The sequence below is a fragment of the Nitrosomonas sp. H1_AOB3 genome (assembly GCF_015709435.1).
GTDB lineage: Bacteria > Pseudomonadota > Gammaproteobacteria > Burkholderiales > Nitrosomonadaceae > Nitrosomonas > Nitrosomonas europaea.
Genome location: NZ_CP054389.1, coordinates 1,208,009 through 1,230,747 on the forward strand (window position 1 = coordinate 1,208,009; position 22,739 = coordinate 1,230,747).

General features: G+C 49.4%; 18 protein-coding genes, 1 pseudogene and 1 other annotated feature. Of the genes and pseudogenes, 9 read left to right on the top strand and 10 right to left on the bottom strand.

Features of this window, described 5'->3' with window-relative positions:
* The first annotated feature begins 184 nt into the window (after positions 1-184).
* The 6 genes from HRU73_RS05715 to HRU73_RS05740 all read left to right on the top strand — a co-directional run bounded on the left by HRU73_RS05715 (position 185) and on the right by HRU73_RS05740 (position 5,984).
* The gene (locus HRU73_RS05715; protein WP_287399834.1) at positions 185-2,182 is read left to right on the top strand and encodes a TonB-dependent siderophore receptor; all 1,998 of its coding nucleotides are present in this window, start codon (positions 185-187) and stop codon (positions 2,180-2,182) included.
* A 30-nt stretch (positions 2,183-2,212) separates the two neighbouring features.
* Positions 2,213-3,450, top strand: a protein-coding gene (locus HRU73_RS05720; RefSeq protein WP_502709308.1) for an IS3 family transposase whose coding sequence is annotated in 2 segments (ribosomal slippage) — positions 2,213-2,504 and positions 2,504-3,450 — 1,239 coding nt in all. Because the reading frame shifts where the segments join, the coding sequence is not laid out codon by codon here.
* Positions 2,500-2,616 (top strand) — a sequence feature (AL1L pseudoknot). It overlaps the preceding gene by 117 nt.
* Positions 3,451-3,513: 63 nt before the next feature.
* On the top strand, positions 3,514-3,963 hold the full coding sequence (locus HRU73_RS05725; RefSeq protein WP_353765104.1) for a TonB-dependent receptor domain-containing protein: 450 nt from the start codon (positions 3,514-3,516) through the stop codon (positions 3,961-3,963).
* 338 nt (positions 3,964-4,301) lie between these two features.
* Entirely contained in the window at positions 4,302-4,565 is a 264-nt protein-coding gene (locus HRU73_RS05730; protein ID WP_287399837.1) for an AbrB/MazE/SpoVT family DNA-binding domain-containing protein, read from the top strand.
* A gap of 61 nt (positions 4,566-4,626) precedes the next feature.
* Entirely contained in the window at positions 4,627-5,019 is a 393-nt protein-coding gene (locus tag HRU73_RS05735; protein WP_287399838.1) for a hypothetical protein, read from the top strand.
* Between the two features lie 131 nt (positions 5,020-5,150).
* Positions 5,151-5,984 (top strand): IS630 family transposase, encoded by an 834-nt coding sequence (locus HRU73_RS05740; protein ID WP_287399839.1) that lies wholly within the window; start codon positions 5,151-5,153, stop codon positions 5,982-5,984.
* On the opposite strand, the gene HRU73_RS05745 is transcribed toward HRU73_RS05740, so the two are convergent.
* Positions 5,967-6,728, bottom strand: coding sequence for a head GIN domain-containing protein (locus tag HRU73_RS05745; protein WP_287399840.1), 762 nt, complete (start codon positions 6,726-6,728; stop codon positions 5,967-5,969). The genes HRU73_RS05740 and HRU73_RS05745 overlap by 18 nt on opposite strands.
* Positions 6,729-6,773: 45 nt before the next feature.
* Positions 6,774-7,571 (bottom strand): IS5 family transposase, encoded by a 798-nt coding sequence (locus HRU73_RS05750; protein ID WP_287399841.1) that lies wholly within the window; start codon positions 7,569-7,571, stop codon positions 6,774-6,776.
* A 108-nt stretch (positions 7,572-7,679) separates the two neighbouring features.
* Between HRU73_RS05750 and HRU73_RS05755 the strand changes: the two are divergent.
* Positions 7,680-8,984: pseudogene (locus HRU73_RS05755) on the top strand (IS701 family transposase).
* A gap of 496 nt (positions 8,985-9,480) precedes the next feature.
* Complete coding sequence (locus HRU73_RS05760) at positions 9,481-10,059, top strand: carbonic anhydrase (protein ID WP_011111813.1); 579 nt, start codon at positions 9,481-9,483, stop codon at positions 10,057-10,059.
* 187 nt (positions 10,060-10,246) lie between these two features.
* On the opposite strand, the gene HRU73_RS05765 is transcribed toward HRU73_RS05760, so the two are convergent.
* The 8 genes from HRU73_RS05765 to HRU73_RS05800 form a co-directional block, all read right to left on the bottom strand.
* Positions 10,247-11,503 (bottom strand): putative Na+/H+ antiporter, encoded by a 1,257-nt coding sequence (locus tag HRU73_RS05765; RefSeq protein WP_287399842.1) that lies wholly within the window; start codon positions 11,501-11,503, stop codon positions 10,247-10,249.
* A gap of 56 nt (positions 11,504-11,559) precedes the next feature.
* Positions 11,560-12,664, bottom strand: a protein-coding gene (prfB, locus tag HRU73_RS05770) for a peptide chain release factor 2 (RefSeq protein ID WP_281871417.1) whose coding sequence is annotated in 2 segments (ribosomal slippage) — positions 11,560-12,582 and positions 12,584-12,664 — 1,104 coding nt in all. Because the reading frame shifts where the segments join, the coding sequence is not laid out codon by codon here.
* A gap of 39 nt (positions 12,665-12,703) precedes the next feature.
* Entirely contained in the window at positions 12,704-13,831 is a 1,128-nt protein-coding gene (locus HRU73_RS05775; protein WP_041357152.1) for a DUF1207 domain-containing protein, read from the bottom strand.
* 157 nt (positions 13,832-13,988) lie between these two features.
* Positions 13,989-14,795: a tellurite resistance TerB family protein gene (locus HRU73_RS05780; protein WP_287399843.1), complete on the bottom strand. Its 807-nt coding sequence runs from the start codon at positions 14,793-14,795 to the stop codon at positions 13,989-13,991.
* Between the two features lie 264 nt (positions 14,796-15,059).
* The gene (locus HRU73_RS05785) at positions 15,060-16,274 is read right to left on the bottom strand and encodes a catalase family protein (RefSeq protein WP_287399844.1); all 1,215 of its coding nucleotides are present in this window, start codon (positions 16,272-16,274) and stop codon (positions 15,060-15,062) included.
* Positions 16,271-17,830 (bottom strand): Dyp-type peroxidase, encoded by a 1,560-nt coding sequence (locus HRU73_RS05790; RefSeq protein WP_287399845.1) that lies wholly within the window; start codon positions 17,828-17,830, stop codon positions 16,271-16,273. The genes HRU73_RS05785 and HRU73_RS05790 overlap by 4 nt, the downstream gene beginning before the upstream one ends.
* A complete protein-coding gene (locus HRU73_RS05795) occupies positions 17,812-19,116 on the bottom strand; it encodes a hypothetical protein (protein WP_287399846.1) in 1,305 nt (434 codons plus the stop codon). Before HRU73_RS05795 ends, HRU73_RS05790 begins: the two co-directional genes overlap by 19 nt.
* Before the next feature lie 33 nt (positions 19,117-19,149).
* The gene (locus tag HRU73_RS05800) at positions 19,150-19,605 is read right to left on the bottom strand and encodes a hypothetical protein (RefSeq protein WP_276818461.1); all 456 of its coding nucleotides are present in this window, start codon (positions 19,603-19,605) and stop codon (positions 19,150-19,152) included.
* A 383-nt stretch (positions 19,606-19,988) separates the two neighbouring features.
* On the opposite strand from HRU73_RS05800, the gene HRU73_RS05805 reads away from it, so the two are divergent.
* Positions 19,989-22,658: a c-type cytochrome gene (locus HRU73_RS05805; RefSeq protein ID WP_287399847.1), complete on the top strand. Its 2,670-nt coding sequence runs from the start codon at positions 19,989-19,991 to the stop codon at positions 22,656-22,658.
* Positions 22,659-22,739 lie beyond the last annotated feature (81 nt).

Consider the following 22,739-nt stretch of genomic DNA (forward strand, 5'->3'; position numbering starts at 1 on the left):
ATGGTTCCGCTTTTTGCTCGCTCGATTGATTTACAGGGTGAGAGCGCAGTTCATATCAGCGATTGATCAGCTGCCTGAAAGGCAAGATCAGTATATCCGGACCAAGCTTTGCTCAAGCAGCTGGTAATCCTGACGGTAAAGGCGCTCGCAACGTCACATTAACCCTGTCTGAGGAAAAAATATCATGTTTTACAGTCGCTCGCCCCATACTGCCGCTACGGCGCACCCCTTACCATTCGACTCATTCCTGTATCTGCTAAGGCTGGTCGTGCAGCTGATCTTTGCCGGCAGCCTGCTCATTGCCGCGGGCAGGTCAACCGATACCCGAGCACAAACTACCGCAGCGCCTGCAACCGAACAGGTTCAAGCTGCCACCATGCGTCGCTACAATATTCCAGCCGGGCCGCTGAGTGCTGCACTGACGCAATTTTCTACCGAAGCCGGCATCTTCCTTGTAGGTGCTAACGATCTTGCGCAAGGCAAAAACAGCCCCGGTGTACAGGGATCATTCAGCATACAGGGAGCACTGGATATACTGCTGACGGGAACCGGGCTTGAAGCAAAACGTAATGCACAGGGACAGTACGTTCTGCAACTGGCTACGAGCGAAGTCGGAACACTTCCCCTGATGACGGTGAGTACGTCGGCTGATAATTTGAAACAAGGTACAGCAGAAGAAGGCTATCGGGTCAGTAATGTCAGCGGGGTTGGCTTATGGGACGAGCGTAGTTTGCGCGATACACCCTATTCGATCAGTGTTGTCCCTTCCGATCTGATCGAAAATATCAATGCCCAGAATATGGGCCAGATCTTCAAAATGAACCCATTGACCCAAGAACCGATCATCCAGAATTTCACTGGTGTTCCCTTCGTCGTCATACGGGGATTTGAATCAGCTAACCCGATCCATGATGGGATACCCATGGCTTCTGATGGTTCTGCTGTGTCAGTGATCGAGATTGATCGGGTTGAAATTCTCAGCGGAACCTCAGGTTTCCTCTATGGCGGTGGTAGAGTGGGCGGAGCCGTAAACTATGTGACTAAAAACTCTACTGATGTCCCACTCAGAAGGCTGACGTTTGGTAACTACGGTGGCACACAGTTTTATGGTCATGCCGATGTCAGTGGAAAATTCGACGAACGAGGCCGATTCGGTTACCGGGCTAATCTGCTCTATCAGGGCGGAGATACTGCCATCGGTGAACCGGTAAACCAGAAAGTCGCCAATATTGTGCTGGATGGTCATATTACTGATACCCTTTATGCAGATGTCAAATATACCTATAACGACTATAGAAAAGAGGCAACACAACCTTTCTTTTATATGAGTGAAAGAACCTCTATCGATACCAGTAAACGCTATTCTCCCAAATGGGCATCCAATGACGTGGAAAGTCATAAGGCTTATACCAGTCTGCGCTGGGATCCTAGTAGGCATTTTACCCTCAGAAGCGCTTTTTCCTATCAGCATAGAAATATGAGAGTTAATCAGATATCTTTAAATCAACAAATGGATAGGACTTTTACCCAAACACTCGGAAACACAGCAGATGAAGCGCATGAAAATTACGGAGGCTATATCTATCTGGATACTCGGTTCTCAACCTTTGATATTGATCACAAGCTAACACTTGGTTATTCATCTAATCTTTATAAATACTTTGTGAGTAGTGACTGTTGTATTCGTCAAAGTGGAATGAGTAACCTTTCATTGAATGAACTCAAAAATATACCTGAACCAGAGTGGGGCTCTTCTGTAGGAAATCAACCAAAGTTACCTGTCTGGGATGATCGATATGATAATGTTTTGATTGGAGATGATATTACCTTCAATGATCAATGGTCTGCGATGGTCGGGCTCAACTATGCTACTACAGCCAATAAAGCGAGGGGTATCTTTGGTGATAGTCACTATGAAAAATCTGCACTGACCCCCACTGTTTCACTGCTGTATAAACCAATCAAAGAGGTAACCACCTACGTCTCCTATATGGAAGCGCTTGAGAAAGGTACTATAGTGGGTAATACCTATGCCAATTATGGAAAGATATTCCCTCCACTGGTTAGCAAGCAATATGAAGTGGGTGCGAAATACGATATCAACCCCAACCTGTTATTGAGTACTGCACTATTCAGAATCGAAAAAGCCAACCAGTATTCGGTGAATTGCCCCGGGTTTTGAGGAGGCTCCAACTTTTGAGAGAATGGAGCCATGAATAAACAAAACAAGCGAAACAAGTTTTCCCCTGAAGTTCGTGAACGATCTGTTCGTCTGGTACAGGAGCATCGCGGCGAATATCCATCGCTATGGGCGGCGGTTGAATCAGTTGCACCCAAGATTGGCTGTGTGCCCTCCACGTTGCTGGAATGGGTTAAACGTAGCGAAATTAACAATGGCGCACGCGAAGGTCTGACAAGCAGTGAACGTGATCGCCTCAAGGCGTTGGAGCGTGAGAACAGGGAACTGCGCCGAGCCAATGAGATATTGAAAACAGCCAGTGCTTTTTTCGCCCAGGCGGAGCTCGACCGCGTTCTGAAGAAGTAAACGCTTACATTGACCAGTATCGGAGTATCTATGGGGTCGAGCCAGTCTGCAAGGTGTTGCAGGTTGCCCCTTCAGCGTACTGGCGCCATGCTGCCCGCCAGCGCTATCCACAATTACGCAGTGCGCGGGCTCGCAGAGATGAGTTGTTGATGGCTGATATCCGGCGTGTCTGGCAGGCCAATATGCAAGTCTATGGTGCACGCAAGATCTGGTATCAATTGCAACGTGAAGGTGTGACTGTGGCGCGTTGTACGGTTGAACGTCTGATGCGCCAGCTGGGTTTACAAGGTGCCCGACGGGGCAAAATCATTCGCACCACTGTTGTCCGGCAGAACGCGACTTGCCCGCGCGATCTCGTCAACCGGATGTTTCATGCCAATCGGCCCAATCAGCTGTGGGTCTCGGACTTCACCTATGTATCAACCTGGCAGGGCTGGTTGTACGTGGCTTTTGTTATCGATGTATTTGCCCGCCGCATCGTTGGCTGGCGTGTCAGCAGCACCATGAGTACGGGTTTTGTGCTTGATGCGCTGGAGCAGGCTTTGTATGATCGCCGTCCTGCTGATACCCTGATTCATCATTCCGACAGAGGATCGCAATACGTGTCGATCCGCTATACCGAACGCCTGGCACAAGCCGGTATTGAACCGTCTGTCGGCAGTCGCGGTGACAGTTACGATAATGCGCTGGCTGAAACGATCAATGGCCTGTACAAGGCTGAACTGATACACAGGAGAGCTCCCTGGAAAACCAGGGCTGCTGTGGAGCTGGCAACTTTGGAATGGGTCGCCTGGTATAACCATCAACGCCTGCTTGGATCTATCGGGTATATTCCTCCAGCTCAGGCTGAAGAAAACTACCGACAAACCCAGGATAATAAGGCCTTGATGAACACTTTACTTTAACCAAATAGCCTCCTCGATTGTCGGGACGGTTCATCGGATCGTGCAACGCCAATTCCGAGTTATGTGCAAGACGGTCTGCAAGTACATAACGGGGTGGAATTAGTCCTGACTGGAAAAGTAACCGACAACTTAACTATCATAGGGGGCGGCACCCTGATGGACATCAGTGTAGAAAAATCCAATGATCCTGCTCTGGAAGGAAAGAAGCCGACTAATGCTGCTTCCCGGATGGGAAAAATTTATGCGGAGTATGCTCTTCCATGGATTACTGGACTGAGCCTAACTGGCGGTATTTACTATACCGGTGAAAAATATGGCGATAACGCCAATACCGATAAGATTCCCAGCTATACCCTGTACGATATCGGTGCACGGTACACCACCCGTTTACTCGACAAAGCGCTGACGGTACGTCTAAATGTCATCAATCTGACCGGTAAAAATTATTGGCAAAACGAATATACTTTGGGTGCCCCAAGAACTGTTGCATTTTCTGTCAGTACGATGTTTTAAAATTTCCCGTCCATAATTGATCATTCTCACGCTCTGCATGGGAATGATCAATTAATTTCACATATCCGTGCTTCGCGGATGTTACCGGCAGTGTAAAAATAATCCCCTAACGGCGATTGAAAATTGATCTCTGAATTAAGCTGACCACTTTTTTTACGAAGTGACCTCTATTGTTAACACAGGAGATAGCAATGATGATCAGGGTGTTAACAAGCAGGGGAAGACGGTGTATCACGCAATACGGTCAAGAAATATCTCAGTGATCAGGAAATTTGCCTTGAACCTCAGGCGGCAGTAGAATTCCAACTAGGAATTCTTACTTTTTGGGAGCCAAGAATATGCAAGTTACTGACAAAGGACAAGTTACGATCCCCAAACGCCTGCGCGATGCTGCCGGCTTTCTGCCCGGCAGCCAGGTCACCTTCTCGTTGGAAGGAGGAAAGATCATCATCAGCAAGGCCGGCATGGGAATTGACGACCGACGTAAGTCGCTGCGCGCTGCTGCCGCAAAGGTACGCAAAAGCCTGGATGAGCCATTCAAGCAGATGAACAGCAACGACATCATCGCGTTCCTGCGCCCGGATGGCGACGATTGTGCATGACTTGTCCAAATATGACGGCTCGGCAGGTTTCTTAGTCGATACCAATATTTGGATCGACTGCATGGACACCGATAGCCGGTGGCACGACTGGGCCGTGGATCAGCTTCAGATCTGTAGCGAGCAGGCGCCACTGCACATCAATCTGATGATCTACACTGAGTTGCTTATCCCGGGACCAGACATAGACGCTCTGGATACGATGCTCGATATCTACGATACCCTGCGCAGTCCCTTACCATGGTCGTGTGCCGGGCTGGCGGCGAAAGCCTATCTGAACTATCGTCGTCGAGGTGGCACTCGACTCGTACCGTTGCCGGATTTCTACATTGGCGCCCATGCGGCTGTTGCCAATCTAAGTGTGCTCAGTCGGGATGTAAAACCTTATCGCAACTATTTTCAGCGCTTGCGCTGCGTCGGTCCGAACGAGACAGCCGAGCAGCATACAGACGGATAGAAATAACCAATCAACATACAAGCAGGTACGACATATATGCCCTATTTGCATCATACAAATGACTACAGACAATAAGGGAAATCTTATTTACCGATATAGCGAAGCTCAGATAGATTGATTATAATTTACAGATGACTTATCCCATTTCATTTCGCCGCAAAGTTTTATCTGTTCGAGAGAAGGAAGGACTCACCATAGTGCAAACGGCAGCCCGTTTTTGTGTAGGAATTGCCAGCGTGACACGCTGGATAAAAAATCCTGTTCCTCAGGAGACCCGTAACAAACCGGCAACGAAGATCGACATGGCTGCGCTGGCTCGTGATGTACGGGAATTTCCAGACGCCTATCAGGCCGAACGGGCTCGTCGACTGGGTGTGAGCGAAAAAGGTATCGGCCACGCACTAAGGCGTATGAACATCAGCTATAAAAAAAACACTGCAGCATCCCAAAGCGGACGAAGACGAACGGCGCATCTTCCAGAGACGATTAAAGCGTATCAAGCTCAAAACCGTGTCATCGTCTATATTGATGAAAGTGGTTTTGCTCACGATATGCCACGAACACACGGGTACGCGCCCATTGGCAAGCGATGTCATGGAGTGTGTGATTGGCACGCAAGAGGCCGTGTCAATGTCATCGGCGCATTAATCGATAAATGTCTGCTGACGGTGGGATTGTTCGAAAGCAATATCGATGCAGATACTTTTTTCGGCTGGACGATACACGATCTGTTGCCAAAACTCCCGCCAGCGTCAGTCGTGGTCATGGATAACGCGACCTTTCACAAGAGGCTGGATATTCAAAATGCAATCACACAAGCCGGACATACGCTTGAATATCTGCCAGTGTATTCACCTGACCTTAATCCTATTGAGCACAAATGGGCTCAAACCAAAGCAATCAGAAAACAACAAAACCAAACCGTTGAGCAACTCTTTAAGATCGAATCATTTTATGTGACGTAGGCTATAGCTGACGCGTGAAACCCCTCGCGTGTTGACTGATCTTTGAGACGGATTGCAGTAAACTTTGAAATGCACAGCACCAGTAAGTGATCCTGCCACTGATTTTTTAGTGCATACAGCTATGTTACCTGCGCCTGTAGCATCAATTTCAACATTATCTACTGTGAAATCTCTTGCTGTTGTATCACCCGCCCCGGATAGATTTAACTTAAGCGTGCTTGCCTGACCTTCGATATTCATCCTGCCGGCGCCGCTTTTTCTGACAGATAAACCATCAGAAAAGTCACCATAAATATTTGTGCTACCCGCCCCGGAGATTTTGAGTTTTTGAAGCGTAGTACTTTCCACAACCACATTGAGATTGCCATTTCCTAAGCCTGGCCTGCGGATGATTAATACTCCATTGGATGAATTGACCTCAACAGATTCCACATAATTGCTATCTCCAGAGATTGTGGCTTTGTTTTCACCACCGGTTTTTATTTCAGTATTGAACGCACCCGATAAAACCAGTGATGTATACGGTTCAGGCGAATAGGATTTGCTGACAGCTGTGCCAGCTGGTGTCATTGCGTTTTGTTCATTGTTACTCGAACAATTTACACTTGAATATGAAACACTGTTTCCTGAACGGGAATAGGCGGACGCAGAGCCACCCTCAGCACAGCTAACGCTGGTTGAAGTACCAGCAACGCTTACGTTGATGCTAAGCAACAGCATTATTGAAACGGTTGCTTTCTTCAAGATCTGATTCCGCATAAAAATTTTCCGTATGCTCTAAGAACCTGTTTACGATCTTTTGAGCAGTAATGCCAGGAAAGCCAGATGAATGAACTGCAGACTGGTGTTGAGCTTACGCTCGCAGTTTTTCCATAATCTTCTGCTCTTCTCCAGCCAGGCGAAACTACGCTCGACGATCCAGCGTTTGGGCATAACTTTGAAGGTATGCAGTTCACTGCGCCTGGCAATCTGCACCGTGACAGCTTCGCCCAGAATTTCTCGCACGCCTTCAGCGAATGGTTCTCCAGTATAGCCACTATCGCACAGCAAACTTTGTACTTGCCCCAAGCCCAGCCTGCAGCGCTCCAGAGCTTGCAATGCACCTTTACGGTCAGTCACTTCCGCCGTCGTCACCGCAATAGCATGCGGCAAACCCTGGGTATCAACAGCGATATGGCGCTTGATACCCGATACCTTCTTGCCAGCGTCATAACCTTTCTGGTCGGCCGTGTCTGTGTTTTCACGCTCTGCGCGTCCATGATCAAGAGCGCGCTGCAAACGTTGCGCCCCTGTTTCTCTCGGACCGCGCCAACCTGATTTTTTGAGTGCCCGCTCCAATACGCTCACGCCGTACTGGTCGGGCTCACTCCACTTGCTCCAATAAGCATATACACTCTGCCACTTGGGAAACTCTCCGGGTAGGAATCTCCATTGGCAACCAGTGCGCAGCAGGTACAGCACCGCGCAGAACACCTCGTACAGATCCACCTTCGTGGGCTTGGTCCTGCGTCGTACGCTGCGCAATAGCAGCTCTATCTCGGCAAACTTCTCTCTACTGATATCGCTGGCATACTCGATTCTTTTCATCCATGCATTATCAGGGATAACAAAAAGATCGTAAACAGGTTCTAATACTACAGTCGTAGATAATGATGAGAGAATATAGCCTGAATCAACGATGAGGTGGGTTTGGGTATGATGTCACAACTACATGATTGGGCGAAGGAGCTGGAGGTAGTGCACGAGCGGCTTGGGAGTTTATTCAAGCGCAGCGAGCCACGCCAACGCAGTCTTGCGTACCTGAAGGGCCTGTTGAGCACGGTAGAGCGCAAGAACGGCTGGCAACTGGCCGAATGGATGGGCGAGACAACACCCGATGGGGTGCAACATTTGCTGGAACGCGCACAGTGGGATGCTGATGCGGCGCGTGACGTGCTGCGCGATTACGTTGTCGAGCAGGTGGGTGATCCAGACGGCGTGCTGATCGTTGATGAGACAGGTTTTGTCAAGAAAGGAACCCACTCGGTTGGTGTGCAGCGCCAGTACAGCGGTACGGCTGGGCGTATCGAGAACAGCCAGATCGGCGTGTTTTGTGCTATGCCGGCGCCGGTGGCAGTGCTTTCATCGACCGTGAACTTTATATTCCGCGCCAGTGGACGGATGATCGTTCACGCTGCGAGGCTGCAGGCATTGCACAGGAGGTGGAATTTGCGACCAAACCCCAGCTGGCACGCAAGATGATCGAGCGAGCGCTGGATGTGGGCGTGCCCTGTGGGTGGATCACAGGCGATGAGGTTTACGGTAGAGACCGGCATCTGCGGGTATGGCTGGAGTCACGCGAGCAGGCCTTCGTACTGGCTGTAGCCAGGAGTGAACCGCTGTGGTGGCAGGGGCCACAGCACGTGAAAGCCGAGGAGATTGCACAAGCGCTACCAGCACGTGCATGGCGTCATCTGTCGGCAGGCGCTGGAGCCAAAGGTGAACGTCTGTACGACTGGGCGCTGGTACCGCTGTGGCGGCTGCAATTGACACAGAAGGAGCGTCGCTTCGGACACTATCTGCTGGTGCGGCGCAGTCTGGATGAGCATCAGGAGTTGGCCTATTATGTGGTGCATACCAGGCGCTCGCAGGCTCAGCTCAAGCGTTTGGTGCAGATCGCTGGCAGACGTTGGGAGATTGAGATCGGCTTTGAGGCCACCAAAGGCGAGTGCGGACTTGATCATTACGAGGTGCGCCGCTGGCAGGGCTGGTATCGCCACATCACACTGGCGCTACTGGCCCATGCGGTGCTGGTGGCCCTGCGGGTGCGGGAGAAAAAAACACACACCCGGCCTGATTGCCCTGAGCGTGCTCGAGTTGCGTAAGCTGTTATCGCATCTGCTGTGGCACACCAGCCAGGCTATCGAACATGTGCTGCACTGGTCCGTGTGGCGTAGAAAACATCAACACAGAGCCCGACAAGCTCACTACCAACGCAGAGGGTTCTCTCCTCCCGAATAAAATATATACGGCTGTAGTACTAAGGAACCTCTGCACGCATCCTCCATGAGCCGCATTGCAGGCAAAATCATGATGATCGCAAGGAGCGCAACGAAGATCGTAGTTATTCTACGATGCCGAGGCGCGTGATTTTGCCACAACCCTTCAGGGCACTGGTTTTGCAGATGGACTGCAGCGTTGAATTCGTTGTGAAGGGAGTAGCCATTCACTGCCTCACTCGCCTTGCATTCCATCCGCAAAACACAGTGTGCGACCATGTGGGATGCGTGCAGAGGTTCCCTAACCCGATCAAGCTACGATTTTACCGCTACACAGTAGCGCAGTAGGATGTAGTGAGGTACAAACCGCATCCTACTAATTTATATATATTTTTTACCAACCCCAATATATTCCATATAAATATAAATTACAGCTGATTAGCCATAATAACAAAGAGGTTGAAAATAGATTTAAAAAATATCTATGATTAGCAGTTACAAAATTTTATGGAGAGAAAATGAAAAAACAGTCTTGTTCACACACAACCGAAGATGTTCCGTTTCCACAAGCCAATCGGAGGAAATTTCTTCAGCTCGCTGCGCTTGGTAGTAGCATAGGTTTATTTTCAGTGGTATCAGGGATATCAGAAGCCCGTGCAGAAAAAAAAGCAGGTACATTACTGCTAAGTTGTATGGATTACCGCCTGATGGATGAAATTGAACGCTACATGCTCCGTCGAGGGTTGTACCACAACTATGACCATATTGTATTGGCCGGTGCTTCACTGGGTGCTGTTACAGATAAATATCCTGCCTGGAGCAGGACTTTTTGGGATCATCTCGACCTGGCGGTCAATCTACACGAGATACACACCGTTATGGTGATGGATCATCGTGACTGTGGTGCATATAAGATATTACTTGGAGAAGATTACTCCAAGGATACAGATAGAGAAACGGCAGAACACACTATAAAACTCACACAGCTCAAAGATATGATCAATAAAAAATATCCAAAAATAGAGGTTGAAACACTGTTGATGGGGCTGAATGGTGAAGTAGAAGCTATTCCAACTGCTGTAGCAAAACAGGGGTAAGGAGAATATCTGATAATCCAGCATAGTAGGATACGGTGTGAGGTATGAACCCGCATCCTACTGTGTTGATCACATTTTTCGAAACAACACCACTATTTCCCAGAAGCTAATAGCAGCACACGCCAGCGCACCCTGCGCTTTTCCACTGTCCAGAGCTTGTTGGGCAGCCATCGTTAATCGCGTTTGATTACAGCAATCGGAATGCCAGTGCGGCAATGAGCGTGGGGATTGCTGCAGTCAGCAACAGCCTGAAGGGATGCACCGCCTCATCATCGAAATGATTACGCAGGATAGCTATACCCGCCGGATTGGGTGCATTCGCAATGAGGGTCAGCCCTCCTCCCGTCACTGCACCACTGACGAGGGCATATTTGAGATCGTCGGATAATCCTTCGACCAGCGAACCCAGATAGGTCAGTGCTGCGTTGTCGGTCACTGCGGTCAGCAGGGTTGCACCGAGGAACATCTGGTCGCTGGTCATGCTCATCAGCAGCGGTTGCAACCACCACTGCTGCTGGCCGCCCAACACTACCAGCCCGGCCAGAAAAAAGGCAACCAGCAGACCTTCACGCAGAATCAGTCGATCCTGATATTGCTGATAGGCGTGGGTAATTCCCAGAAAAAACAGGAACAGCCCCATGAACATGGCCGGGTGATGAGAGAACATCACGATGCCCGCAAGAAACGCCAGATGCACCCCGGCCAGCACAGGCGGTACAGCCTCATGACGATTGTTCTCGGTTACCGGCAACAGCCGCAGTTCTTCACGGAACAGCAATGTGACACACAGCGCATTCACCACTACGGCGATGGCTGCCTTCCAGCCGAAAGTCGTCAGCATGAAAGCCGTATCCCAATTCCATTTACTTGCCACCATCAGAACGGGGGGTGCGGCAAAATGTGTCAATGTACCGCCGATGGAAATATTGACGAACAGTACAGCCAGGATGGCGTACTTCATGTGTGCAGAGATCCCTTTCGCGAAAATATGTTCGGCCAGGATCAGTGCAGCCAGTGTCATGGCAGCAGGCTCGGTAATGAACGAACCGAGCAGAGGAATCAATGTCAGGATGGTAAAGCAGAATCCCATACCGCCCGGCAGGGGAATGAGGCGAGTGGCCAAATGAACCGCAGCCATCGCTGTCTGCAGGATCGGGCGGGTACCTGCAATCACCATGATGGCAAAAACGAACATTGGTTCGGTGAAATTGCGGGAATCAACGTAATGTATCGCTGCGGCTTCACCTTCGATGGTGAACAGAGCTATCACCAGCACCAGTGCCCAGAAGCCAAACACCACCTCCACTTCACCCAGCAGATGCCACAGCCCGGCATGTGCAGGTTGGATATACGCCAGTCGCTTGAAGAATCCGGTGCTAAAAGTGTGCAGGATGGCAAGGGCAAACAACCCTGCACCCATCAGTTCGATGAGGGTCGGTGTCATGTTTTATCCTGGAATATCAAGCCCGTACCCTCCGTGCTTTGCCAGCAGGTGAAAGGTCATACCCCTTGCTTGAGACTTGCTTCGATGAATGTATCCAGATCACCATCGAGTACAGCCTGGGTATTGCCGATCTCGATATTGGTGCGCAAATCCTTGATACGGGACTGATCCAGCACATAAGAGCGAATCTGGTGACCCCAGGCGATATCGGTTTTGGAATCTTCGATGGCCTGTTTGGTCTCGTTACGTTTTCTCAGTTCTGCTTCATACAAACGGGATTTCAGTACTGTCATGGCATCAGCACGGTTGCGGTGTTGGGAGCGGCCACTCTGGCATTGAACGACGATACCGGTTGGAATATGCGTGATCCGGACAGCTGAATCGGTTTTATTGATATGCTGCCCGCCCGCGCCTGAGGCACGAAAGGTATCTACCCGCAAATCGGCTGGATTGATGTCGATTTCGATACTGTCATCCACTTCCGGATAGACAAACACGCTGGCAAAGGAAGTATGCCGCCGGTTACCGGAATCAAATGGTGATTTACGCACCAGCCGGTGCACACCCGTTTCTGTGCGCAGATAGCCATAGGCATATTCACCGCTTATCTTGAGCGTGGCACTCTTGATACCAGCTACATCGCCAGGAGATTCTTCCAGCAGTTCCACCTCCAGCCCGCGCCGTTCACAGTAGCGCAGATACATTCTTTCCAGCATCGATGCCCAGTCTTGCGCTTCAGTTCCACCCGAACCGGACTGGATATCGACAAAACAGTTATTAGGATCCATCGGATCGGAAAACATCCGGCGAAACTCCATACCAGCCAGTGCCTGATCGAGTTCTGCGACATCATCGGCAATGCTTTGCAGGGTTTCTTTGTCGTTTTCTTCCTGGGCAATCTGCAGCAGTTCATGCGTATCCCGCAATTGACGATCGACCGATTGCAGAGTATGTACGATATTTTCGAGAGATTTTTTCTCACGCCCCATTTCCTGGGCGCGATCCGGATCATTCCAGATGGCGGGATCTTCAGACTGGCGTTCCAGCTCCGTCAGCCGTATTTGCTTGGCATCGAAGTCAAAGATACCTCCGCAAATCAAGACTTCTTTGCTTCATACCTTCCAGCTGTTCGGTCATTGCATTGATTTGTTCGACTTCCATGACAGTATCCTACCCAAAGCAGTTGATTATACTGTAAGTCTAGTAATGATAGTGTGCGCCGATACCGAGATATTCTACCTTTTCCCTGAAGAACTGGCCGGTAGGGGAATATCCGTTGAAGTATTCAAGCAGAAATTGAAGTTTCCTGTTGAAGGCCTGAAAATTATCGAACTGAATACCGGCTCTGGCAGATATATCAGCATTCCAGTTATTCTGTTCGTAATTCTTGATATCCACGGCAAAAACCGGCCGTACCAATGCAAACTCCATTTGCCACGGACTTCTGAACTCTATACCGTATTGCGCTGACCAGGGCTTGATCGCCGACGGTTCTTTGCGAAAAATCCCACCACCCCCGCCATAAACACGTATTCCATACGGGAATTCATAGGAAAGTCTGAGATCGGCGGCCTCATAACTAAGATTGATACGCTCTATATCAGTGAGTTTTCTCAACAGGAATTCATCGCCAAGATGAGAACTCTGATGATAAATACGGGCAAAGGCGGAAGCATTACCTGCCCGTACGCTGGTATAGATTCCTCCGATAAAATCGGTATTGATGAGATCAGTTGAGGAAGCGCCCAGGTTGAAATCACTGAATATACCGGCCTGGAGCCCGACCTCCCACTGCACAATCGATTGCCCGATATTGGCACGGTAAAATGGTATCGTTTCACCGAAGCTGACAGAGCCATTATGGTTACCGTCTACATTTCTTCCCACATAATTACGGTAGGCAGCCGAGAAATGATTCCAGCGTGGGTCAGCCAGTAATGGCTTGAATAAATGACCTTCCGGCAGGGGGCCAGTTGCCAGCATCGTTGAGCGTGTTGCCAAAGCGCCTTTATCGACAATCGCCTCATCTGGCTCCGGAGAAGCAAGTGAAGGTTGCTGTGCGGTATATTCCACTATTTCCACTCTGGTAACACCGGGAATCTCCGAGAACAACTGCGTAATCCTGGTACGGTCTTCTGCCGGCAATTTGTCAGCTGGCAGCGTAATATTGCCATTCCGCACGGTTAATGAAGGGAGATCGATCCCGAACTGAAATTTCAGAATGGCTGCAGCATAACCAGCGATATAGGAATCATCTGATGCCGGTGTCGCAGCACTTACAGGGAAAGTACAGAATATTGCGGCTATGATAATTGACAGAAATCGCACAATATCACCTTGGCAGGAAGAATTTTTGATCCTGATAACAGGCAGGCGTAATGGGATATTCAGGTATCCCCTGCTCTCTGTTAAAACCGGATAAAAAATAACACTCTTCTTTTCCAGCCAGGCGTTTGAAAGACTGCCTGGCTGAAAAGTACACAACTCAGCTTATTTCAGGAGCACCGGTCAGTTGATGCAGCCGGGCAACCGCTGCCGCATCCAGACCCAGCAGTTTTGCCAGCTCGCGCAGGTAGTTCTCTTCCTTTTCGGTATCGACATTGATCGCCAGTAATGAGGCACTGTAAACCTCGGCTGCAACGACCTGATTCGGCACCTCGGCTACCAGCGCAGCCATATCCGCAGGACGACGTAATTCCTCGTCTACCAGTTGTCGCTCGGCCTCGGTAACACCATCCTCACCCACCTTGCCCAGAATACGCGCGTTCTCCTGTTCATCGATGATACCATCCGCCTTTGCGGCAGCAATCATCGCACGCACGATCAAACGCTGGGTATCCGGGTCATCAATTGCTTCCATGGCATATCGATCGATATCAGCTGCACTGGCTGAAGTATTGCCGGCAGCCAGGTGTCCTTTCAGCGCATTCAGTGCCAGAGAACCGAGAATTGCCATAGCACTGCCGCCAAGTGCTCCTTTGCTTGCTTTGACACCTCCACTCAACAATGCTCCTGCGAGCGCACCAATGCCGGTCAGTTGACTTCCAGTCAGCTTACCTGTCTGTTTGCTGCCAAAGAAACCGCGTATCAGATTGAGCAAACCACCGCTGGTCGATGCAGAGTCACGCCCGCTACCATTATCATTGTCATTCAGTAAGTTTCTGAGAAACTGCTCCAGTTTGCCACCAGCCCCGTCCAGTTCCAGTGAACCGAGAGCCTGATCCAGGCGCGAACGACTTTGTCCTGAGATACCCTGTTGCAGAAACTGACCGATAATGTTTGCAAAACTCATAGTTATATACTCCTTGTGGTTGGCCCTACGTGTATGAAAACGATCAATTACACCGACGGCCACCATTTAGTTTTGCCTGTACCACGATGATGGTCAGTCGACCTTCAACTGCTGTTACGATGGATGATAAATGAGTAAAAACGACTTCTGTTTCTATTTTATTTTACCGGACGATACTTCAAAGCCAGTCTGATTGGCAAGAATTTTCTCTCTAAGCCAAAGCATCCGAAATCACCTTATGATCAGGCATTCGACAGGGTGCAATTAATCAAATACTTCATTTCCTGTCGGTTCAAGGTGAGTCGTTTCATTCATCTCCTGGCGGAATCGGGATAATTCGTAATACATTCTAAAACGTGCCCGGTTGATATTGCCCAACGGCCGGTGTTCAGGAAGGCAATGCCAGGGATTCATTTTCAGACGCTTGGAAAACTCGAACTGCGCATCCGAATCGAATTTCTGTCTGGGAATATGGATGGTAGCAGCAGGAATGAATGAAGAAAGCTTTTCCGGCCAGCGCACTGAGCTGTCCTCGATAGGCATCAAATGGGGATCAGTTTGTACCTGGATCATGAGATCAAACTCGACATCTTTTTCATTGAGCGTCTTGATCATGTTCTCCCGTAAATAGTTGAACGGTGGTGTGCCAAAAGGCAAGCCAGGAATATGCCTTTCAACCTCTTTCGTTTTTGGCACAAATGAATACATCATTGCCTGGCCTTCACCCAGCAGATAAGGTGTACAGCTCCAGTAGCGCTGTCCCAGCGGATTGTACTGAGTTGCTGTCCACAGGCTCTGCATGAAAAAATCGAGCAAGTGAGAATCTTTCGGATTGAGAAAGTAATAAAGTGTCATATCCACCAGACTCCAGTATTGCAACTTGGCGTTTTCCCGCGTGTTGGGCGTAACGAATGTCGCCCCTCCGCTGGTTGCAATGAAGTCTTGCGTCAATTTTTCTTCACTCATCAGTTTCTCGCCCGGCACCCCCATGATTTTCATTGCCATACTCATAAATCCGACATCATTAATATCAGCAGGCACATTCGGGCCCGGTCCGGAATAGCGGATATATGCCGGATAACTGCGCGGATTGGCAAAAATACCTTTGCGGCAATGCTCCGGCAGATCATCCCGGATAGTAATGGTGGCACGCACGATACCGTGTGTTTTGGTATTACCCCCTCGTTCATAACCTCCCGGTTTGAAGCGCCCGCGCATCTGATCCATCATGAGATCGATAATTTTGTTCAGGCTTTCTTCTTCGTCGGGATCAAATCTTTCTTCCGCCAGTTCAAGATCAGAATCCTTGTTCTTGCGTCGCCGATTAATCAGAAACTGGATCAATCTTGAGCCAGGTTCGCGAAAAAGATAATCCCACTGCGGTCGAAACCAGGGTTCCAATCGACGCTCGATGCGCAGCAACAAAATCAGGAAATTATGAATCGCTTTGAGTACCCGGTTTTTGATTGTCATGTTCATGATGAACCGCCGTTTCCGTTAGCAGGTAAAGCTGAAATGTATTTGAGTGCACGCAACCCGGGCATGAAAAAATATCCGCCACCCAGTACAGTCGTAAACTGCGGTAAATGACAGGTTTTTTGCATCGGTCCGGATGAAGTGGGGCGATTGAAATGATCCGTGCTGTTACCGTTTATCATCGGTTCACGATTTCCCAGCAAGGGATCCGGCTCCTCCTGCAAGCCACCAAATTTGCCATTCACAATCCAGGCATTCTGGACAAATTCAAACTGTCGCCCTATGTTGGCTACCAGGCAGATGAACTGCAAACCACGTTCAGCAGCAGGTGCATCCGGTTTGACAGCGTCTCCCGGTGCAAGGACAGGGCCATAGCTGCGACCACGCCGCAACAAACGGTGAAAACGAGAAGAAGCAATGAGATCTTCCTCCGGTTTTTGTCCAAACCCCAGGATTTTAACCAGCCGGTTTATCAGTGCGATCGCACCGGTACCCGTTACAGCCGTCGGCAAATCGCCTGTCCGGGGATTAGCCCTGCGCACATGAGCACTGACTGGGCAATGATTCCCTTTCGGATCGAGGTCATAGGTAAAATGATTGCCATGATCCTTGGGCAAAATTCCCGGAATGTGCTCCGCAATCAAGGGCGTACCATTCCGTTCTCTGCCCACCATCGATGCGGCAAGCCGCTCCCGCTTCTCCGGGATGGAATCCGATACCTTGTCGAGAAATTGCCAGAAACCGGGAACATTCTGCTCCAGTTGCCGAAGTACCAGATACGTTCCATTGCGGCCAAAATCTTTCCGTGCAGGATCATCTTTGGCATCCGGCAGATTCACGGCAAACCGGTCTTTTTGAAGGTCGATCAACGGTCGTGCAGTGTATTGCCCATATTCATTGGGATAACCAAGCACCATCTCGCCGGCAGCCAGTAAATTGGTGTAGCGGTCGTTTGCATGTGAATCCGTATCATGCCGATCTGCCCAGTCAATCGCGGGCTGACTGATCCCATCCTCAAACCCGAAAGGATCAGTTCGCCCCATGTCCGAGGTGGGCAGATACTGCAGCAGCTGAAATGCCTGTGAGAAATACTCGCCTTCTACTGTCGCTTTCCAGGCATCAAGCCCCCCCTTTCTGGCATAAAGCAATAACAAGATATGCGGTACGTCTGCACCCTCCCCCCATTTCCAGTACTTCGGCGCATTGTGTCCAATATCACCGAGCCGACGAGAGCAGTTTTCATTTCTGGTCATGCCATGAACGAATTCATCGGAAAAACCATCAATAATGGATTCATCAATGCCCAATGCACGCAAACCCTGCACGGAAAAAGCGATCTGCAGCGCCGTATCAGGCGGTGGATGAATTGCAATGGCACTGCTGACCGGCGCTGTGCTCAGCCATTGTCTGGCGGCACTGGCATCCGCAATTTTCAGCAACATGAAGCAGGTATCAGCCAGCTTTCCGTATCCAAAACGCAGCAATCCCTGTACATCATCGAATTCAAAATTGCCGGATTCTTTCATGTATATACCCCCTCTCAGATCAGGCTGAGCCATTCACGGATTTCCGCATCATCCGACTGACGAATTTCCACGCCTTGCCGAATACGGCTGTTGCGCACCAGATCAACGGCGGTCAGTCCCGGATAAGCCTTGTACCAGACCTCGGTAGGTATCTGATGCCGCCTTTGCGTGTATTTGAATGCATGCTCACGCTGCGCGCCTTCCTTAATCATCCACCTTGTCGTCGGGTAGCCGACAGCATTGCTAAAGGTCAGGTTCAGCCCCCAGCCAACCTTGTTGATAAAATCATCCATATAGCTTTCGTGGCTGCCATCGTAATTACTGGCAAAGAAAACGCGATGGTTGTTATCCATGAATACCCAGCGGGCAAAATGGATCGTTTTGATGCGCGCAAGAAAGCCGTGATTGTAAACATGCCTGGCAAACCAGTCGGTCAGCAGGAGGATGAATTTAAAGGTCAACAGGCGGAACAACCCTGGTTTTACATCCCCAAACACGCTGTATTGATTACTGACATCCCAATCTTCCTGTTCGGAAAGCACTTCGATATGTGAGTAGGCAGGCCGGATGAAGAGTTCGGGATCAGAGCGCTCCCGCTTTCTCAACCATAATGCAAAGAAGGGAGCAATCACCAATAGCAATGGAGAGAAAAGCAACAGGACCAGCGGCACGCCGATTTTATGCAGCAGATTACGGGTTCTCCATTCACTCGGCGTTGGCTCCGGCGGGGAAAGCACAAGCCTGCCTTTATACTTTTCCATTTCGACATGTGACAAAAGCTTTTGCCGTAGAGTATGAATATTTTCCCGCCCGACCTCTGCAACAATTTTCTGTAAACAGTCAGACAGGCTGTGATGTAGCGCTGCTTCTTCATGGATCTGCCTGACGGTTCGACCCACCCAGTTAACATAATTGGCGCCGGGGCTGACATTACGCATCTTCATCCACTCCAGCAAATTCTGATTTTCCGTAGAGAAATCATCACAGTGGGAGAAGATTTTTGTCAGCCCCGATTCTGCACGTTCCACGAGCTCTGCCAGGAAAGTGTGCATATCCCCGTCGATGTCACCCAGGAAAGCAAGCATGGGCCGCCATGGCCGTGGTTTTACACCGAACTCTTTAATCTCTTGTAGCGTTTTTGCTTCTATGATCACAAACCGTGCAAAATGCAAGCGATCCAGTTTCCCGAATGGAATCAGGTCATTATCAGGATCAGCATGCCCGGGGATTGTATTCATCGAAGCGAGCAAGGTACGCAAATCCTGCAGTTGCCCAACACGTATCGTCGCAGCAATCATGAAGGCAGATTGAGGTGTCATGGTCTTCTATCCCGAAAACAGTTGGACAGCGCGTTATTGGGTGTCGCTTTGCGTCAGGGCAAAATCCAGGACGCGCGTTTTGCCCCACCAGACTTTTCCAAGATAAACACCAGGCTCAACCTCGCGAATCTCATCGCGAATCACTTTGGCAACGAATGAAGTTTTAGAGTAATCAATGACGATGGTGTCTTGCCCGTCGAGCCAACTCTTATCGCGATACACCTTGGCAACGATAAACGTCAAACCAAACGGCGTAATCTTGTTGACAAGGACACCCGCCTGACCGCCTGGACAAAATAAATCAAATACCTTGCCCTGCCAGGCAAAAAGGCGTGCAAAAGCAGCCACTGTTTTTGAAAAGAATGATCCCGCCAGAATTGCCGTGCCGCGTGTATCGCCTGTCGGAATATTTCCCGGCGTGGCATGACGATAGATTTCATCCAGTTCTTCACGTGATTTCCCCAACCAAGCTCTGACCGTATTATTCATTTCAGTTACTCCTCATGGTTATACCAAAAACAAATAAACAGAATCGTCTGACAACACGTGATCCGAAACAGGATGATCCAGGACAAGCACCTTACCTATTCAACAAGCTGACCCCCCCTCGCAGAAAAGAATCAATCTGTATCGAATTCAAAGACCACACTCACAATAACTTTATTCCTGGTTTACCCAATATGCAATTGTTTGATCGCCTCAAAACAGAAAAACAGGATTATGCTGAATAACTATTGGCTATCTAATTTTCTCTAAAATTAATTCAAACATAGTAATACCCTCAGTAGAAAAAGGGATATATTATGAAAGCATACTGCAGTAATGGCTTCAAACTTTAGCTTGCCCTGATCAACATTTAACTGGAGATCATCATGAAAACATGTAGAAATATCTTTTATTTCACCGGGATCAGCTTGGTTTTACTTCTTGCAGGATGTTCAGATGATTTATCTCTGAAAATTGCAGCCGAATGTATCAAAGGTAATCACATCCAGTCCGGATCGGTTCTGGATGAAGCACAGTGTGTAAACAGATCTGCAGAGAGCTTTCCGGGAGCGGATGAAGATTATTTCAAGGACATGGATTATGGAATCAGTCAGACTCCTGATAAGGTAGTCGCTGCCCTTGAGCCCTTCGTGCCCGGCGTTTCACAGAATCCGGACGAGGCCGTCAAATCGATAGTCAGAGGCCGAAACAACTGGATCGTCTGGACGGGTGGTAACGATAAGTTCTGGGATTATATGAGCGTGAAGAGCTTTGGCAGCTTCGACCTGCTGAAAGTGCTATCGAACCATCCCAGACTTGTGAAAAATCCGGGGTACAGCCGCGACAACCGATGGCACTGGTTTGGTCTGGTCAATGAACCGTGTTTCATAAAAAATACCGACGCGCAAGGCAAACTGGTCGGGCGTGAAGATCGTTTCGGCCTATATCTGGATGTACGAGATCCGACCTGTCCTGCTGATCCGTTCGAAAATGAGGAAAAATATCCAGGCGTCAAAATTGGTGCGCGTGGCAAAACCGTGCCAGTGGGGTCTTATTATGGTTATGCGACTGGTATTGTAGGTCTGCGCCTGTTTCCCAATCCCGATTTCAATGAAGCCGCAAAAAAACGCTGGGATGCCGAAAAATATTATTCTGATCCGAATTACTACAATAATCCCAAACTGGTCAAACCGTACCGGGTGGGAATGGCTTGCAGTTTCTGTCACGTAGGACCCAACCCGACCAACCCGCCTGAAGATCCGGAAAATCCGCAGTGGGCCAATCTCAATTCCAATCCCGGGGCACAGTATTTCTGGTTCGACCGGGTATTCGCGTACGAGGCCGATAGAACCAGTTTCGCCTACCAGCATCTCCATACCAACCGGCCGGGTGCTTTGGATACCTCGCTCATCTCCACCGACTACATCAACAATCCGCGTACCATGAACGCTGTTTACAGCCTTCCTGCACGGATGCTGAATACCTTACGCTGGGGTGAAGAAAAATTGAACGGTGGCGAGCGGGATAACAAGCAGTTCAATCATTTCGACGAAATCCCTGCCGACAGCCCGCTCAGAGCCTTTTTCAAAGATCCGGATACGGTACTGACGCCGCGTGTGCTCAAAGATGGTGCGGATTCGGTCGGTGCACTGGGCGCATTGAATCGTGTTTTCATCAATATCGGTTTGTTCAGTGAAGAATGGCTACAGCACATCAATCCCCTGGTAGGAGGAAAGCCGTTTACACCTTTCCCGATCAAAATAGCCGAACAGAATTCCAGCTACTGGCGGGCAACCGAGCAGCAGACGCTGGATGGCGCCTTGTTTTTTCTGGTTGCCACCCCTCCGGATCATTTGAAGGATGCTCCCGGGGGTAAACATTACCTGACCGATGATGAAGAAACTCTGGAACATGGTAAGAAGGTATTTGCCGAGCATTGTGCTGCTTGCCATTCGAGTAAATTACCGGACGAGACAAACAAGTTTTTCCCTGATAAAGGGTGTGTCGGCCCTGATTACTTGAAGTGCTGGAATCAGTATTGGCACTGGACCAACTCACCCGAATTCAAGGAGAAAATGACAAAGCTGGTCATGGAAGAAGACTTTCTCAAAGAGAACTTCCTGTCCACGGAGTTACGCATCCCGGTGACTCTGCTGGAAACCAATATTTGTGCGTCGATCGCGACCAATGCCATCCAGGGAGATACCTGGGACAATTTTTCTTCGACTTCCTACAAAAATTTGCCTTCGGTAGGAAAAGCACTGATCCATCATCCAGTTACACGCAAATCTGCAGATTACGTCATGCCAGACGGGGGACGTGGTTATATTCGTCCACCTTCCCTTTCGAGCATTTGGTCTACAGCACCATTTTTACTGAACAATACGGTCGGGAAATTTTATCCCTCGGGTTCAGTGGAAGATCGTATGAAATCTTTCGAGATCAGTATCGAGCAGCTGCTATGGCCTGAAAAACGCTACTGCGATCAGAAAGATCTGTACTACTACGGACAGGATAAAGAAGGAAAAGGCTCCTATGCCTATGATTCGGAAGCAGCAGGCAGTTGCGAAGGAAAAACCTATCTGACCCGATCCGGCAAAGAAGTACCGGGTATTATCGACCGGACGACAGAAAGGAGTGAGCTAAAAGTACCGAAAGGTTACCTGCCATGGTATGTCAGAATTTTCCCTATTGGTGATGGGTTGGAGCTTGGTCCATTCCCTGAAGGCATTCCTGTGAATCTGGTTTCCAATACCAATATGGAAATGAGCTGGGGGCAGCGGCTTTCTCTTTCGTGGGATCTTGCAAGGGCTATCGGGTGGGATATCTTTGATTTGTGGAAAGCTCAGCAACATCCTGAAAGCATGACTGATGAAGAGCTGCGCAAAATATTGAGCGGGATAGTCGATCCTCTGCTGGAAGTTAACAAATGCCCGGATTTTGTCGTAAACCGCGGGCATTATTTCGGCACAGACTACCTCCCGGCAGAAGAAGGCAGAACAGCGCTCGATGATAACGATAAACGTGCTTTGATCGAGTTTCTCAAGACCATGTAATTCTGTAACGGCGGGTAATCCAACATGCAACCGGAATATCCGCCGTATTTCTCAGTTTACAGATCACGACGCTCTACCCGT